This is a genomic window from Geothrix fermentans DSM 14018, from assembly GCF_000428885.1.
Lineage (GTDB): Bacteria > Acidobacteriota > Holophagae > Holophagales > Holophagaceae > Geothrix > Geothrix fermentans.
Window position 1 is genome coordinate 258,909 of the sequence record NZ_KE386810.1, and the last position, 15,491, is coordinate 274,399.

Annotated in this window: 12 protein-coding genes and 1 tRNA gene; 10 read left to right on the forward strand and 3 right to left on the reverse strand. The window is 69.1% G+C overall.

Annotation, left to right across the window (positions count from 1 at the left end; translation table 11 throughout):
- Nucleotides 1-18 precede the first annotated feature (18 nt).
- From gcvT to G398_RS18115, 5 genes are all read left to right on the forward strand, one after another.
- Complete coding sequence (gene gcvT, locus G398_RS0111705) at nucleotides 19-1,131, forward strand: glycine cleavage system aminomethyltransferase GcvT (RefSeq protein ID WP_026853724.1); 1,113 nt, start codon at nucleotides 19-21, stop codon at nucleotides 1,129-1,131.
- A gap of 67 nt (nucleotides 1,132-1,198) precedes the next feature.
- Complete coding sequence (gcvH, locus tag G398_RS0111710) at nucleotides 1,199-1,585, forward strand: glycine cleavage system protein GcvH (RefSeq protein ID WP_026853725.1); 387 nt, start codon at nucleotides 1,199-1,201, stop codon at nucleotides 1,583-1,585.
- 43 nt (nucleotides 1,586-1,628) lie between these two features.
- The gene (locus tag G398_RS19810) at nucleotides 1,629-3,536 is read left to right on the forward strand and encodes a LysM peptidoglycan-binding domain-containing protein (RefSeq protein WP_052571880.1); all 1,908 of its coding nucleotides are present in this window, start codon (nucleotides 1,629-1,631) and stop codon (nucleotides 3,534-3,536) included.
- Between the two features lie 50 nt (nucleotides 3,537-3,586).
- Nucleotides 3,587-3,662: transfer RNA gene (locus tag G398_RS0111720), tRNA-Ala, on the forward strand.
- A 104-nt stretch (nucleotides 3,663-3,766) separates the two neighbouring features.
- The gene (locus G398_RS18115; protein WP_052571881.1) at nucleotides 3,767-5,728 is read left to right on the forward strand and encodes an ABC-F family ATP-binding cassette domain-containing protein; all 1,962 of its coding nucleotides are present in this window, start codon (nucleotides 3,767-3,769) and stop codon (nucleotides 5,726-5,728) included.
- 55 nt (nucleotides 5,729-5,783) lie between these two features.
- On the opposite strand, the gene G398_RS0111730 is transcribed toward G398_RS18115, so the two are convergent.
- Complete coding sequence (locus G398_RS0111730; RefSeq protein WP_026853726.1) at nucleotides 5,784-7,154, reverse strand: tryptophanase; 1,371 nt, start codon at nucleotides 7,152-7,154, stop codon at nucleotides 5,784-5,786.
- Nucleotides 7,155-7,263: 109 nt separating this feature from the next.
- On the opposite strand from G398_RS0111730, the gene G398_RS0111735 reads away from it, so the two are divergent.
- From G398_RS0111735 to G398_RS0111755, 5 genes are all read left to right on the forward strand, one after another.
- Nucleotides 7,264-8,058 (forward strand): type III pantothenate kinase, encoded by a 795-nt coding sequence (locus G398_RS0111735; protein WP_026853727.1) that lies wholly within the window; start codon nucleotides 7,264-7,266, stop codon nucleotides 8,056-8,058.
- Between the two features lies 1 nt (nucleotide 8,059).
- Nucleotides 8,060-8,740 (forward strand): biotin--[acetyl-CoA-carboxylase] ligase, encoded by a 681-nt coding sequence (locus G398_RS0111740; RefSeq protein ID WP_026853728.1) that lies wholly within the window; start codon nucleotides 8,060-8,062, stop codon nucleotides 8,738-8,740.
- Between the two features lie 116 nt (nucleotides 8,741-8,856).
- Nucleotides 8,857-11,145 (forward strand): nitric-oxide reductase large subunit, encoded by a 2,289-nt coding sequence (locus G398_RS0111745; protein ID WP_026853729.1) that lies wholly within the window; start codon nucleotides 8,857-8,859, stop codon nucleotides 11,143-11,145.
- Nucleotides 11,146-11,170: 25 nt separating this feature from the next.
- Nucleotides 11,171-11,479 carry a cupin domain-containing protein gene (locus G398_RS0111750; RefSeq protein ID WP_026853730.1) on the forward strand — a complete coding sequence of 103 codons (309 nt, stop codon included), beginning with the start codon at nucleotides 11,171-11,173 and terminating at the stop codon, nucleotides 11,477-11,479.
- 5 nt (nucleotides 11,480-11,484) lie between these two features.
- Complete coding sequence (locus G398_RS0111755; RefSeq protein WP_026853731.1) at nucleotides 11,485-12,777, forward strand: NAD(P)/FAD-dependent oxidoreductase; 1,293 nt, start codon at nucleotides 11,485-11,487, stop codon at nucleotides 12,775-12,777.
- On the opposite strand, the gene G398_RS0111760 is transcribed toward G398_RS0111755, so the two are convergent.
- A complete protein-coding gene (locus G398_RS0111760; RefSeq protein ID WP_026853732.1) occupies nucleotides 12,746-13,945 on the reverse strand; it encodes a LeuA family protein in 1,200 nt (399 codons plus the stop codon). The two genes, G398_RS0111755 and G398_RS0111760, sit on opposite strands and share 32 nt — an antisense overlap.
- A gap of 7 nt (nucleotides 13,946-13,952) precedes the next feature.
- A complete protein-coding gene (locus G398_RS0111765) occupies nucleotides 13,953-15,449 on the reverse strand; it encodes a Ppx/GppA phosphatase family protein (RefSeq protein WP_169720661.1) in 1,497 nt (498 codons plus the stop codon).
- Nucleotides 15,450-15,491: the final 42 nt, after the last annotated feature.

Sequence of the window (15,491 nt, forward strand, 5' to 3'; positions counted from 1 at the left end):
TTCCCTGCCGGAGTTCCGATGTCCACAGCCACCGAACTGATGAAGACCCCTCTGAATGCCGCCCACCGGGCCCTGAACGCCAAGATGGTGGATTTCGGGGGCTGGGATATGCCCGTGCAGTACCCCACGGGGATCATCGCCGAGCACGAGGCCGTGCGCGCCAAGGCGGGCCTCTTCGACGTGAGCCACATGGGCGAGTTCCGCGTGAAGGGCCCCGGCGCCCTGGCCCTGGTGGAGCACCTGACGCCCAACGCGGTCTCGAAGCTGGCCATCGGCCAGGTCCACTACACGGCCTTCCTCTACGAGAACGGCACCTTCGTGGATGACCTGCTGGTCTACCGCGAGGGCGAGCAGGAGTTCCTCCTGGTGGTGAACGCCGGCAACATCGACAAGGACTTCGCCTGGGTGCAGAAGCACGCCGGGGCCTTCGACTGCGCGGTGACCAACGAGAGCCCCGCCACGGGACAGATCGCCCTCCAGGGCCCCCTGGCCGTGGACATCCTCCAGCCCCTGACGAAGACCCCGCTGGCTCCCATCGGCTACTACTTCTTCACCCACGGCGAGGTGGCCGGGATCAAGTGCCTCATCAGCCGCACGGGCTACACCGGCGAGGACGGCTTCGAGCTCTACTGCGCCGCCGGCGACACGGAGAAGCTCTGGAACGCCGTGCTGGCGGCCGGGAAGCCCGCCGGGCTGATCCCCGCCGGCCTGGGCTGCCGGAACACCCTGCGCCTGGAGTGCAAGATGGCGCTCTACGGTCATGAGATCGACGACACCATCCACGCACTGGAGGCGGGCCTCGGCTGGATCGTGAAGCTGGACAAGGGCGGCTTCATCGGCCGGGAAGCCCTGCTGGCCGCGAAGGCCGCGCCCGCCCCGCGGAAACTTGTGGGCTTCAAGACCCTGGAGAAGCGCGACATCGCCCGCGACCACATGCCCGTGGTGCAGGACGGGAAGCAGGTCGGCTTCGTCACCAGCGCCGCGCCCTCGCCCACCTGCGGCTTCAACCTGGGCCTGGCCTACGTTCCCACCGAGTCCGCCAAGGTGGGCGGGCGCATCCAGATCGAGATCCGCGGCCGGGCCGTGGATGCGGAGATCATCCCCACGCCGTTCTACAAGCGGAGCAAGTAGTTTTCAGCTTTCAGCTATCAGCTATCAGCTATCAGCTCAGTTCCCCGTGACCCAACCTGGAGGATCCATGTTCCCTGCCGACCTGAAGTACACCAAGGACCACGAGTGGGTGAAGCCCGCCGCTGACGGCACTGCCGTGGTGGGGATCACCCACTATGCGCAGGACGCCCTGGGCGACGTGGTGTTCGTGGACCTGCCCGAGGCCGGGGCCTCCTTCGGGGCCGGCGAGGAGTTCGGCACGGTGGAATCCGTGAAGACCGTCTCCGAGCTGAACATGCCCACCGCCGGCGAGGTGATCGAGGTGAACGCCGCCCTGGCGGACCATCCGGAGGCCGTGAACGAGGATCCCTACGGCAAGGGCTGGATGGTGAAGATCAAGCTGGACGGCGCCCTGGCCGGCGACCTCCTGGATGCGGCCGCCTACGAGGCCCTCGTGAGCGCCGAAAGCCACTAGGCTCATGCCGTTTCCGCTTCTGACAGTCGTGCTCTGCTGGGGGATGGCGCCGGTCTCCGGACCTCCGCCATCCCCCCAGCCCCAGGTCGCAGCGGCCCCGGCCCGGGCGCCGGAGTCCGACGCGGCGCGCCTCGCGCGCCTGCGCAGCCTCGTGGAGGCCGCCGAGAAGGCCCTGGAAGCGGAGGATGAGGACGCGGCCCAGGCCCGGGCCGACGAGGCGGATGTCCTGACCGCCGACTGGCCGACGGAGCTGCTGCGGATCCCCGAGGTCCAGGATCTGCTCCAGAGGCTCAAGGAGGTCCAGGATCAGCTTTCGGCAGAGGAGCCCGAGACGCCCGGCGAGGCGGAACCGGGCCTCAAGGCTGGCGAGGAGGTCATCTCCATCAGCGGCGAGGAGCTGCGGAGCGAGCTGGAGAAGGTGCGGGTGGCGGAGCAGGGCGCCACCTACGATTTCCCCATCGACCTCAATGACAAGGTGCTCACCTGGGTGAGCCTCTTCACCACCACCAAGCGCGGCTTCATGGAGAATGCGCTGGGCCGCGCCTCGGTGTACATGCCGATGATCCGGCAGGTCTTCGCCGAGGAGGGCGTGCCCTCGGATCTGGCCTACCTGGCGGTGATCGAGTCGGGGTTCCGGAACGAAGCCAAGAGCCGCGCCAAGGCCGTGGGGATGTGGCAGTTCATCCGCTCCACCGGGCGCATCTACGGCCTGACCGGCAACGCCTGGGTCGAAGAGCGGCGCGATCCCGTCAAGTCCGCGCGCGCCGCGGCCCGCTACCTCAAGCGGCTTTACGAAGTGTCCGGCGATTGGTACCTGGCCGCCTCGGGCTACAACGCCGGTCCCCTGACGCTGGAGCGCGCCATCCAGAATGTCGGCACCCGGAACTTCTGGGACCTGGCCCGGTCCCGCTGGCTGCGCACCGAGACCAAGAACTACGTGCCGGAGCTCTGCGCCGCCATCCTGGTGGGGCGGAATCCCGAGCGGTACGGCCTCGCGATCATCCCGCAGGCGCCGTACGTCTACGAGACCGTGGCGGTCCCAGCCATGACGAGCCTCGTGGTGCTGGCCCGGTGCGCCGGGACGGATCTGGCGACCCTGAAGGCCCTGAACCCGGAGCTGCTCCGGGGATCCACGCCTCCGGGCAGCTACACCCTGCGCGTGCCGCCGGGGAAGGCCCTGGAGTGCACGCGCCAGCTCGCCCGCATGCCCGCCGGCAAGAAGCTCGATTTCCGCCACTACACCGTGCGCCGGGGCGACACGCTCGCCAAGGTGGCCAAGCGGTTCAAGCTGGCGCCGGATGACCTGCTGGACGCCAACGACATCACCGCGAGGCAGTTCAAGCCCGGGAAGCGGCTGCTGGTGCCGCCGGCGCCCAGCCTCGCCCTGGACGAGCGGGACCTCGCGCCCCGGATCGAGCGTGTGAAGCTGCTGGGAGACCGGCCCCTGGATCCGCTACCGCCGGTGCCCGTCGAGCCCGGTCCCGCGGCTTCTGAAGCTGCGGGAACCGGAGCCGCGCCCTCACCAGCAGCGGCCGAGGCCCTCCCCCAGGCTGAAGCGGCTGGCGGGGCGGCCCCCGCGGTGAAGGTGGATCCGCCGGCCCGTTCCGCGGAGCCCGAGCCCACCGGAGCCACCTACCGGGCCCGGCCCGGGGATACCCTTGCCAAGATCGCCCGGGCGAAGAATCTCCCCCTGGGCCAGCTGATGCGGCTCAACCCCGAGGCCGTGAAAGCCCTGCATCCAGGCGATGTGGTCCACCTGCCGGGCCCGGCCTCGTCCACGGCGGCGAAGGAGAGCCAGGCCACTCCCCGGGTCCACCTCGTCCGCCGAGGCGAGACCCTCGCGGCCATCGCCCGCAAGTACGACCTGGATCCCAAGGATCTCAAAGCCTGGAACCGGATGAAGGGCGACCGCGTCCAGGCGGGGCAGAGGCTCCGGCTGGCACCGCGATGATCTGTGCTTGCGGAAGCCGCAAAGGAGTGTGATACTGGGTCTTCCCCATTGGGGCCATAGCTCAGCTGGGAGAGCGCTTGCATGGCATGCAAGAGGTCGTCGGTTCGATCCCGATTGGCTCCACCAACACCGAAGGCCACCGCAAGGTGGCCTTCTTGCTGTCAGCTATCAGCTGTCAGTCGCACCTCCCACCGATAGCTGATCGCTGATAGCTGAAAGCCGAAACCGCCATGCTCGCTTCCCTCAACCACGTCGATCTCCGCTTCGGCCCCCAGGAGGTGCTGAAGGATGTCACGTGGGCCATCCAGGAGGGCGAGTGCTGGGGCGTCATCGGCCGCAACGGCGCGGGCAAGAGCACCGTGTTCAAGCTGCTGCTGGGCCAGCTGGAGGCCGACAGCGGCACGGTGGTGAAGCCCACGAAGGAGCGCGGCATCCGTATGGGCCACTACGCCCAGGACCTGGTGCCCGAGACCCAGGGCAGCGTGCTGGAGGAGGCGCTGGCGGCCTTCGGCGACGTGGAGAAGCTGCAGCACGAGATGCGGGAGCTGGAGCACCGCATGGGCGAGGCCGGCGGAGACCTCGACGAAGTGATGGCCCGCTACCAGAAGGTGACCGAGGCTTTCGAGCACCTTGATGGCTTCACGATCCGCGCCCGCGCCGAGAGCATCCTCCAGGCCCTGGGCTTCGCCGCCGCCGACTTCGAGCGCCCGGTGGAGACCCTGTCAGGCGGCCAGAAGAGCCGCGTCATGCTGGCCAAGGCCATCCTCCAGGGCCAGGACCTGCTGCTGCTGGACGAGCCCACCAACCACCTGGACCTGCCCAGCCTGCGCTGGCTCGAATCCTTCATCCAGGACACGGACGCCACCGTGGCCGTCATCAGCCACGACCGCTACTTCCTGGACAAGATCGCCACCGAGATCCTGGAGCTGGAGCTCGGCCGCTCGCGGGCCTACGACGGCAACTACTCCGAGTTCATGGAGAAGAAGGAGCAGGAGCTGGAGCGGCTGGAGCGCCACTACGAGCAGCAGCAGGTCTACATCAAGAACCAGGAAGAGTACATCCGCCGCAACATCGCGGGACAGAACACCAAGCAGGCCCGGGGGCGGCGCACGCATCTCGCCAAGCTGGAGCGCATCCAGAAGCCCCTGCGCGACCGCCGCAAGGTGAAGTTCAGCTTCCCGGAGACCCAGCGCAGCGGCGACGTGGCCCTGGTGCTGGAGAACGCCAGCGTGGGCTGGGGCGGGAAGCCGCTCTACGCCCCCTTGGAGCAACTCCAGATCAAGCGCGGGCAGAAGATGGGCATCGTGGGCCTCAATGGCACGGGCAAGTCCACACTGCTGAAGGCCATTTCTGACGAGATCCCCTTCATCACGGGCCGGGCCCGCCTGGGGAGCCAGGTGAAGCTGGGCTACTTCGACCAGCACCACAAGAACCTGGACCCGCGCAACACGGTCTTCCAGCAGATCCACGCCGTGAACCCCCAAGCTATGAAGCAGGACGTGCTGGGCTTCCTGGCCAAGTTCCAGTTCCGGGGTGACGACGTGGACAAGCCCGTGACGGCCCTCTCCGGCGGCGAGCGGGCCCGCCTCAGCATCGCCACCCTCATCCGCCACGGCGTGAACCTGCTGCTGCTGGACGAGCCCACGAACCACATGGACATCCCCAGCATGGAGGCCATGGAGGACACCATCCTGAGCTTCTCGGGCGCGGCCATCGTGGTGACCCACGACCGCTACCTCCTGGGCCGCGTGGCGGATTCGCTGCTGCGCATCCACGAAGGCCGGGCCGAGTTCCGCGAAGGCGGCTACGAGGACCACCAGGCCTGGGTGGACCTGGACCTGAGCGCCGATGAAGTGGGTGGCAGCCCCGAACCCGAACCGCCGAAGAAGGTGGCTTCGCCACAGGCGAAGCCTGCCTCTGCGGCGAAGCCGCAGGGGCCTCCCCCCATCAACAAGGAGAAGCAGCGCTCGCTCAAACGCTTCGAGAAGCACGTCGCCGAGGCCGAGGCCAAGGTGGCGGAGCTGGAGGCGAAGCTGGCGGAACTCCAGAAGGACATGGCCTCCATGGATCCCGCCGACTGGCAGGCCTTCAGCGGCAAGCTGGACGCCCAGAAGGCCCTGGAAGCAGACCTGGCCTACGCCATGAGCGACTGGGAGTCCGCCCAGACCGCTCTGGAAGAGGCCCAGCGCTGACTCATCTACCGCAGGCGACTGCGGAAGCCCCAACGATTGCGGTGATCCCGAGCGGCTAGGCCCAGGCCATCTCCGCCGTGAAGTGCCGCAGGTACTGGCTCTGCTTGACGATCTTCACGCCGCGGATCTCCCTGGCCTTGGCCTTCACCTCCGCGATGACCTCGGCGGCGAAGTCGAAGTGGCTCTGGGTGTACATGCGGCGTGGGAAGGCCAGGCGCACCAGCTCCATGCTGTGGTAGGTCTCAGTGCCGTCCTCCAGGCGTTTGCCGAACATGACGGAGCCGATCTCCACGCCGCGGATGCCGCCTTCCAGGTAGAGGGCGTTGCAGAGAGCCCAGGCCGGGTACTGGGATACAGGCATGTCCGGCAGCACAGTCTTGGCATCAATGTAGACGGCATGGCCGCCCGTGGGCTTCACGAAGCCCACGCCCGCGGCCTCCAGCTTCTCGCCCAGGTATTCCGCTGTGCGCAGGCGGTAGCGGAGGTAGTCCTCGTGCATGCCCTCCTCAAGGCCCACCGCGAGGGCGTCCAGGTCGCGGCCGGCCAGGCCGCCGTAGGTGGGGAAGCCCTCGGTGAGGATGAGCATGTTGCGGACAGGATCCAGCCATTCGTCGCTGCGCAGCATGATGAAGCCGCCGATGTTCACCATGCCGTCCTTCTTGGCGCTCATGGTGCAGCCGTCGGCGTAGCTGAACATCTCCTGCACGATGGCCTTGATGGGGGTGTTCTCGTAGCCGGGCTCCCGCAGCTTGATGAACATGGCGTTCTCGGAGAACCGGCAGACGTCCATGATGAGGGGCTTGCCGTATGTCTTGAGCAGGGCGGCATAGGCCCGGATGTTCGCCATGGACACGGGCTGCCCGCCGCCGGTGTTGTTGGTCACCGTGATCATGCCGAAGGGGATGCGGTGCCCTTCGGCCTTCAGGACGGCCTCCACGCGCGCCAGGTCGATGTTGCCCTTGAAGGGGGCCACGAGGCTGGGCTGGAGCCCCTCGGGCACCACCAGGTCCACGGCCTCCACGCCGTTGTATTCGAGGTTGGCGCGGGTGGTGTCGAAGTGGCAGTTGTTGGGCACCAGGTCGCCCTTCTTGCAGACCGCCGTGAAGAGCACCTTCTCGGCGGCGCGGCCCTGGTGGGTGGGCACGAAGTGGTCCATGCCCGTGATGTCCTTGAGCACGGATTCCAGGCGGAAGAAGCTGCGGGCCCCGGCGTAGCTCTCGTCGCCGATCATGATGGCCCCCCACTGGGCCGAGCTCATGGCGCCGGTGCCGGAGTCCGTCAGCCAGTCCAGGAGGACGTCCTCGGCCCGCAGCTTGAACACGTTCAGCTTGGCGGCCTCCAGCAGGTCCAGGCGCTCCGCGGCGCTGGTCATGCGGATGGGCTCCACGGACTTGATGCGGAAGGGCTCGATCATGGTGCGGGGCATGGCGGCTCCAGGCGAAAGGCCCAGGGTACTGGAGGCTCCGGGAATCGGCATCACAAGGGGGCTGGCGGCACAGACCGGCTCAGGCGATCCTGGATGGCTTGGAGTGGGCATGAGTCTTCTGTTGGCCGTCGACGTGGGCAACACCAACGTGGTGCTGGGGATCTACGATCTGTCAAAAGGACCGGACTCGCCCCTGGTCTGTTCCTGGCGCATGGCCACCAGCCGGGAGCGCACGGTGGACGAGTACGGGGTGACCGCCCTGGCCCTCATGCGCCACCAGGGCATCGAGGCCGGCCAGATCAAGCATGTGGCCATCTCCTGCGTGGTCCCGCCCCTCCACCCCATCCTCATGGGGCTGTCCTCGATCTACTTCGGCGTGGAGGCCTTCTACGTGGAGCCCGGCGTCAAGACCGGCATGAAGGTGCTCCTCGACAACCCGGCGGAGCTGGGCGCGGACCGGCTGGTGAACGCCGTGGCGGCCATCGAGGCCTACGGGGCGCCCGTCATCGTCGTGGACTTCGGCACGGCCACCACCTTCGACGTGGTGAACGCTAAGCGGGAATACCTGGGCGGCCTCATCTGCCCCGGCGTGAAGATCAGCGCCGACGCCCTCTTCCAGCGGGCCAGCCGCCTGCCGCGCGTGGAGGTGGCCGAGCCCGAGCGGCTCGTGGGACGGAACACGGTCCAGGCCATGCAGGCCGGCATCTTCTACGGCTACGTGGGCATGGTCGACGGGATCCTGGACCGGCTCCTGGAGGACATCCCGGAGGCCAAGGTCGTGTCCACGGGCGGCCTGGCGAAGGTGATCGGGCCCCACACCCGGCATATCCGCCTGGAGGCGCCGGACCTCACCCTGGACGGCCTGCGCATCCTCTGGCTCCGCAACCAGGGCGGCCGGAAATAGCGTGGACCTGCCCCTGATCCGGCTGGCCGAGGTGGACTCCACCCAGGCCTTCCTGCGGCGGAATCCCCACCTGGGCTTCTGCGCTGTGCTGGCGGACCGCCAGACCGAGGGCCGCGGCCGCCAGGGCAACCGCTGGGAGAGCGCCGCGGGAGCAGGGCTCTGGCTGTCCGCCGCGCTGCCCGCATGCGCCGGCGTGGCCCCGGGCCTGGTGCTCCAGCGGGCCATGACCGCCGCCGCCGGGGTGCTGGATCCCGAGAGGCAGGTCCTGGGCCTGAAGTGGCCCAATGACCTCGTGGCCTGGCGCGGGGGCCGCCTGGTGAAGGTGGGCGGCATCCTGGGCGAGCAGGTCGGCGGGCGCCTGATCCTGGGCCTGGGCGTGAACCTCCAGTCCGCCCCGGACATCCCCGGCCGGGCCTTTCCGCCCGCCTGCCTGCGGGACTTGGGCCTGACACCTCCACCTATCCAGCTATTGGCGAACCATATCGCAAAATCCTGGAGAGACTTGGAGCGCGAGTTTCAACCGCCCTTCCGCTGGCCCGAAGCCGGCACCCCCATCCGCTGGGAGGAGGGCCAGGGCACCTGCCTGGGCTGGGAACCAGATGGCCGGCTGAAGGTCGCCACCTCGGCGGGCCTCCAGCGGCTCAGCGCGGGCGAGGTCAGGGGGCTGGGGCTGGACGGCTGACTCCCGGGGGAAGCCACACTTGGTTTCAAACCTCCGGGTCCGAATTCTGCTTGAGCCTTGATCCGTTCGAGCGCACTGTTTGATGGGTTTTTCCGAGTCCATCAAGGAGATGCGCCATGAGCGGTTCCCACCAGGATTCCACGCCCCTTTCCCCCCGCTGGCGGCAGGCGGTCATCCTCGTGATGATCTTCGGCTTCAGCCTGCTGATCTGGGTCACGGCCAAGACCTACGCCGGGGCGCCGCCCATCCCCGCTCGGGTGGTGGGAGAGGCTGGCCAGGTCCTCTTCACCGGGGAGGACATCAAGGACGGCCAGGAGGTCTTCCTGAAGTACGGCCTCATGGAGCACGGCACCCTCTGGGGCCATGGGGCCTACCTGGGGCCCGACTACACGGCCGAATACCTGCACCGGCAGGCGGAGATCGGCCGGAATGTCCTGGCCCAGGCCCACTACGGCAAGGGCTTCCAGGACCTGGATCCGGCCAAGGCCCAGGAGATCGGAGGCCTGCTGGCCTCGCAGACCAAGCAGAACCGCTACGATCCGGGCACGGACACGCTCCGCTTCACGGAGCTGGAGGCCGCGGCCTACCGCACCCAGATCGGGGAGTGGAAGGCCTACTTCTCCGGTGACCAGCCCGCCGTGGGCCTGCCCAAGAACTTCATCCAGGACGAGGTGGAGCTGAGGAACCTGACGGCCTACCTCGCCTGGGCCAGCTGGGCCACGGTGGCCCCCCGGCCCGGGAAGAACTATTCCTACACCAACAACTGGCCCTACGAGCCCCTGGTGGGCAACACGCCGACGGCCTCGACCTACCTCTGGAGCGCCATGAGCCTCATCGCGCTGCTGGGCGGCCTGGGCCTGATCCTCTTCGTCTTCGGGAAGTTCGACTACCTGGGTTGGGGCGGGGAGGCTGGCTGGCGGCACGCGGAGGAGGGCCGGCTCCACTCATGGACGCTCACGCCCAGCCAGAAGGCCGTGGGCCTCTTCCTCGCCGTGGTGGCCCTGCTGTTCCTGGGCCAGGCCGCCCTGGGCGGGGCCCTGGCGCACTACCGCGTCGAACCCGGGGGCTTCTACGGCTTCGATCTGGCCCGCATCCTGCCCTACAACCTGGCCCGGACCTGGCACCTGCAGCTGGCGATCTTCTGGATCGCCACCGCCTGGGTGGGGGGCGGCCTCTTCCTGGCGCCCCTGGTGGGCGGGGCCGAGCCCAAGGGCCAGCGGGCCGGGGCCCTGCTGCTTCTGGGCGCCCTGGCCATCGTGGTCTTCGGCAGCCTGTTCGGGGAATTCGCGGGCATCAACGGCTACCTGGGCAGCCTCTGGTTCTGGCTGGGCCACCAGGGCAGCGAGTATCTGGACCTGGGCCGCTTCTGGCAGCTGCTGCTGGCGGTGGGCCTCATCTTCTGGCTCTTCCTCATGTTCCGGGCCCTCCGCCCGGCCATGAAGGACGGCAAGCAGGGCGAGCTGCCAACCCTCTTCCTCTTCGCGGCCATCGCCATCCCGCTCTTCTACGTGCCGGCCCTGTTCTACGGGCCCCGCACCAACTTCGCCGTCATCGACAACTGGCGCTTCTGGATCATCCACCTGTGGGTGGAGGGCTTCTTCGAGCTCTTCGCCACGGTGCTGGTGGCCGTGATGTTCTACCAGCTGGGGCTGGTGACCTCGAAGTCCGCCACGCGGCTGGTGTATCTCGACGCCATCCTCTACCTGGCCGGCGGCATCATGGGCATCGGCCACCACTGGTACTTCACGGGACAGGGCACCCTGAACATGGGCCTGGCCGCCTGCTTCTCGGCCCTGGAGGTGGTGCCGCTCACCCTGCTCACCCTGGACGCCTGGGACTTCATCCGCCTGCAGCACAGGAACTGCGAGGACTGCGGCAAGCCCCTGGCGGCGAGGCAGAGCTGGGCCATCAAGTTCCTCATCGCCGTGGGCGTGTGGAACTTCGTGGGGGCGGGCGTCTTCGGGTTCCTCATCAACCTGCCCATCGTGTCCTACTTCGAGATGGGCACCACGCTCACGGCCAACCACGGCCACGCGGCCATGTTCGGCGTGTTCGGGATGCTGGCCCTGGCGGTGCTGGTGTTCTGCCTGCGGGAGCTCAAGGGCGACCGCGCCTGGGAGCAGGTGGAGAAGGCCATCCGCTTCGGCTTCTGGGGCCTCAACATCGGCCTGGGCCTGATGCTGCTCCTGGACCTGTTCCCGGCCGGCGTCATCCAGCTCTGGGACGTGCTCGTGAATGGCTACTGGCACGCCCGGCGCCTGACCTACCTCATGGGCGGCACCTTCCACACCCTGGAGTGGATCCGCATCGTGGCCGACACGATCTTCCTCCTTGCGGGCGCGCTGCCCATCGCCTACGCCACGCTGAGGCTGGTGTTCTCCCCTGAACCGAAGGATGCGGCCTGATCAGGTCGCCGAGAAAGGAACACCCATGACCATCACCAACCTGCAGGAAGCCCTGCCCATGCCCGAATCCCAGCGGGCCAACCTGCCGCTCATCGATGTGGAGCACGGCGTCAAAGTGGTCCTCGTGGCCCTGCCCGGAGGGGTCAAGATCGCCCCCCACAAGGCCCCCTACGTCGCCACCGCCCAGCTCCTGACCGGGCGCATCGAGGTGCTCAAGGGCGAGACCTGGATCTCCATGCTTCCGGGTGACCGGGTGGTCTTCGACAAGGACCAGCCCCACGCCCTGACGGGGATTGAGTCTTCCTACGTCCTCGTGACCCACCTGCGGAGCTAGCAGCGGTGGCGGATCCAGCGCCCGGCCAGCCCACGGTCCTCATCGTCGGCGGCGGGTTCGGGGGGCTGCGGGCCGCCCGGGCCCTGGCGGGCGCTTCGGTCCGCGTTGTTCTCGTGGACCGCCAGAACCACCACCTGTTCCAGCCCCTCCTCTACCAGGTGGCCTCGGCCACCCTCTCGCCGGCAGATATCGCAGCCCCCATCCGCCACGTCCTCCGCGAGCAGGCCAACGCCGAGGTGGTGCTGGGGGAGGTGGCTTCCGTGGATCTGGAGGTCCGCCAAGCCAGGCTCGCAGACGGCCGGAATCTGAGGTACGACTTCCTGGTCCTGGCGGCGGGTTCCCGCAGCTCCTACTTCGGGCATGACGCGTGGAGGGGGGTGGCGCCGGGTCTCAAGACCCTGGAGGACGCGCTGGAGATCCGCCGGCGCTTCCTGCTGAGCTTCGAACGGGCGGAGCAGGAGGAGGATCCGGAGCTGCGTCGCGAGTGGCTCACCTTCGTCGTCGTCGGGGGCGGCCCTACGGGCGTGGAGCTGGCCGGCACGCTGAAGGAGATGGCCCGGCTCACCCTGCCGCGGGAGTTCCGCCGCATCCGCACGGACCGGGCCCGCGTCATCCTGGTGGAGGCCGGCCCGGCCATCCTGGCGAACCTCGGCCCCGGCCTGTCGGAGAAGGCCGTGGAGAGCCTGGAGCGCATCGGCGTGGAAGTGCGCCTGGGGCAGGCCATCACGGGCATCGAGGATCGCTCGGTCCAGCTGGGCGGGGAGCGCATCCCCACGCGGACCGTGCTGTGGGCGGCCGGAGTCTCCGCGGTGCCCCTGGGCGCGGGCCTCGGCGTGCCGGTGGACCGCCTCGGGCGGCTGGTGGTGGAGCCGGACCTCAGCCTCCCGGGGCATCCGGAGGTCTTCGCCGTGGGGGACCTGGCCGCCTTCACCCACGGCGCCGAGGGCCCGCTGCCCGGCGTGGCGCCTGTGGCCATCCAGCAGGGGGCATGGGCCGCGGCGAACCTCCTGGCCACGCTGGCGGGGCAGCCGAGGCGGCCCTTCCGCTACCGGGACCGGGGCAGCATGGCGACCCTGGGGCGGGGCAGGGCCGTGGCCCGGGTGGGCGGTCTGAGCTTCACGGGCTACCCGGCCTGGCTCACCTGGCTCTTCATCCACCTCATGCTGCTCGTGGACTTCCGCAGCCGCGTGTTCGTGTTCTTCGAGTGGCTCTGGGCCTACCTGACCACCCAGCCGCGCGCCCGCCTCATCATCGGGAGGAGGGGCCCTACAGCACCGCCCGGATCTCCGTCTCGCTGAGGATGCGCGGACTGTTCTTGGCGGCCTGGAGGATGCGCTCCACCCGGTCCGGGCTGGGGTCGTAGCCGTTCATCTCGAGCCAGTACACGACGTTGTGGTGGCCAGCCATGGGGCCGATCTCGATCTCCTGACGCCGGCCCACCAGGGCGGCGGGGACGCCGGAGTAGACGGCGTCTGCCAATTCCACGTCGCCCCTGTGCAGGGCCTTCACGATGGCGGCGGCGTGGACGCCGGTGCCCGTACGGAAAGCGTCCCGGCCCAGCACGGGGTAGTTGGCGGGGATCTCCACGTCGCACAGCTCGGCCACGCGCTCCGCCAGGGCGGGAAGGTCCGAGAGGTCGCCCTTGGGGAAGCCCATCAGGTGCAGGTTGATCATGAGCTGATCCAGGGCCACGTTGCCGCAGCGCTCGCCGATGCCCAGGATGGTGCCGTGGAGCCGGTCGGCGCCGGCCTCGAAGGCGGCGATGGCATTGGCCACGCCCAGGCCCCGGTCGTTGTGCCCGTGCCAGTCGATGTGCACGGAGCGGTCCTTGACGACCTTCTCCTTGATGAAGCGCACCAGGCGCCGCACCCCGTCAGGCGTGGCATGGCCGCAGGTGTCGGACAGGCAGATGGACTGGGCGCCCTCGTCCATGGCGGCGCCATAGATGGCCTGGAGCACGTCGGGCCTGGCCCGGGTGCTGTCCTCCGTCACCATCATCAGCGGCACCTCGTGGCGGCGGCAGAAGGCCGCGGCCTTGCGCGCCATGTCCACGAGGAAGGCGAGATCCCAGCCCTCCACGTCCATGCGGATGGGGCTGGAGCCCAGGAAGGCGCCGGCCTCCAGGGCGATGCCCACGCGCTGCTGGATCTCGGCCACCTGCGCCAGGTCGGCCTCCATGGTCCGCACCGCCACCTGGGGATGGATGGGCAGGCGGTGGTCCCGGATCTCCACCATGAGGGCCCGGACCGCCGCCAGGGCCTTGGGGCCCGCGCCGGGCATGCCCAGGTCCACCGCGTCCACACCCAGGCGCGCCAGGCGGTGGATGAGGTCGCGCTTGGCGGCGATGTCGGGATCGCGCACCGAGGGACTCTGGAGCCCATCCCGCAGGGTCTCGTCCAGGAGCACCGGGATGCGGCCCTGGGCCTGCGGGCCGTTCCAGTCGTTGATGAGCTCGTCGAGGGTCATGGGGAGTTCAGCCTACGGTGACTTCGATCCTGCGGTCCAGCAGGGTGGCCAGGAGGGCGGACTTCTCGCGGAAGGCCTCCATCTCCGCCACCACGTCCCCGGCGGCCACCAGCCGCACGTGCAGGCACTCCTCGTCCATGTCCACGGTGAGGTCCCGGACGGCCTGGCGCCGCCGGCGGTCCAGGGCGTCCGCCCCCCGCACCAGCGCCGCCAGCTTGCGCACCACCTGGCGGTGCCAGGGCGCCAGGGCGCGGAAGGCCTCGTGCTTGGCGTGGTGGGGCGGCTTGCCCCGGTGGAAGCGCACCACCTGGGCCATCACATCCACCTCTTCGGGCCAGAAGCCCGCCAGGGCGGCGTTGCGCACCAGGTATTCGCCGTGCTTGTGGTGGCTCTTCTCGGAAATGGAGAAGCCTATGTCGTGCAGCCGCGCGGCGAAGGCCAGCCACTGGCGCTCGGGATCGCCCAGCTCGAAGTGGGGCTGGAGCTCCAGGAAGAGCCGGTCCGCCAGGCGGGCCACGTGGCGGCTGTGGCCCGGATCCGGATCCAGCCGCGCGGCGAGGCTCTCGATGGAGGCCCGGCGCCGGGCGGCCAGGGGCGGGATGGCCGCGCCGCCGTGCTTGAGGGCCTCCCAGACCATGCCCTCGCGCAGGCCCACGGGCAGGTGGCGCAGGGGCGGGGCGCCCAGCCACTCCATGAGAGAGAGCGTCCAGATGGCGCCCACATGGAGGGCCTCGGCGCGCTTGGGGTCCACGCCCAGGCGCTCCGTCCGCTGATGGGCATCCGTGCGCCAGAGCTTGAGGGCGTAAGCCCGCAGCTGCTCCAAGGTGAAGCCCCGGCCATCGTCCGAGCCCCTGGCCAGGTCCTCCAGCGTGCCCGAGGTGCCCAGGAGGAGCGTGGGCTCGGGCAGCTCCGTGGGCAGGTCCTTGCGGGCCTTCTTGAGGATGCGGCGGATCATCTTCCGCAGCCGCTTGAGGTCATGGGCCGTCGGAGGGTCCCCGGTCTGGGCCGCGTCCGCCAGCCGCTGGAGGCCCCATGGCAGGGAGATGCTGGCGGCCACGCGGCCGCCCGCCACCCAGGTCAGCTCCGTGCTGCCGCCACCGAGGTCAATGAGGGTCACAGGTTCCTGGGGGAAGGGGATGGCGTGGGAGACCGCCTGGTGGATGAGCCGGGCCTCCTCCTCGCCGGAGATCACCTGGATGGGGATGCCCAGCTTCTCCGCCTCCATGACGAAGGCCTGGGCGTTCTTCGCGTCGCGCAGGGCTGCCGTGCCGCAAGCCATGACCGTCTCGCATTCGAAGCCCTGGATGATCCGCGCCATCTGGGCCAGAGCCTCCAGGCCGGCCTGGAAGGCCTCGGGTCCGATCTCGCCGGAGGTAGCCTCACCCCGGGCCAGGCGCACCATGGCCTTCTCACGGGCAAGGACCTGCTGGCCGCCCATGGGATCCGCCTCCACCACCACCATGTGGATGGAGTTCGAACCGACATCCACCGCCGCGATCCGCATGGGACGATTGTGGGCCGCGCCGGCATCCCGGCCAAAGGATTC

What these genes read in the sequence shown, in the direction of transcription:
- gcvT (WP_026853724.1), top strand. Translation starts at nt 19, where the DNA reads ATGTCCACAGCCACCGAACTGATGAAGACCCCTCTGAATGCCGCCCAC.
- gcvH (WP_026853725.1), top strand. Translation starts at nt 1,199, where the DNA reads ATGTTCCCTGCCGACCTGAAGTACACCAAGGACCACGAGTGGGTGAAG.
- G398_RS19810 (WP_052571880.1), top strand. Translation starts at nt 1,629, where the DNA reads ATGGCGCCGGTCTCCGGACCTCCGCCATCCCCCCAGCCCCAGGTCGCA.
- G398_RS18115 (WP_052571881.1), top strand. Translation starts at nt 3,767, where the DNA reads ATGCTCGCTTCCCTCAACCACGTCGATCTCCGCTTCGGCCCCCAGGAG.
- G398_RS0111730 (WP_026853726.1), bottom strand. Translation starts at nt 7,154, where the DNA reads ATGCCCCGCACCATGATCGAGCCCTTCCGCATCAAGTCCGTGGAGCCC.
- G398_RS0111735 (WP_026853727.1), top strand. Translation starts at nt 7,264, where the DNA reads ATGAGTCTTCTGTTGGCCGTCGACGTGGGCAACACCAACGTGGTGCTG.
- G398_RS0111745 (WP_026853729.1), top strand. Translation starts at nt 8,857, where the DNA reads ATGAGCGGTTCCCACCAGGATTCCACGCCCCTTTCCCCCCGCTGGCGG.
- G398_RS0111750 (WP_026853730.1), top strand. Translation starts at nt 11,171, where the DNA reads ATGACCATCACCAACCTGCAGGAAGCCCTGCCCATGCCCGAATCCCAG.
- G398_RS0111760 (WP_026853732.1), bottom strand. Translation starts at nt 13,945, where the DNA reads ATGACCCTCGACGAGCTCATCAACGACTGGAACGGCCCGCAGGCCCAG.
- G398_RS0111765 (WP_169720661.1), bottom strand. Translation starts at nt 15,449, where the DNA reads ATGCGGATCGCGGCGGTGGATGTCGGTTCGAACTCCATCCACATGGTG.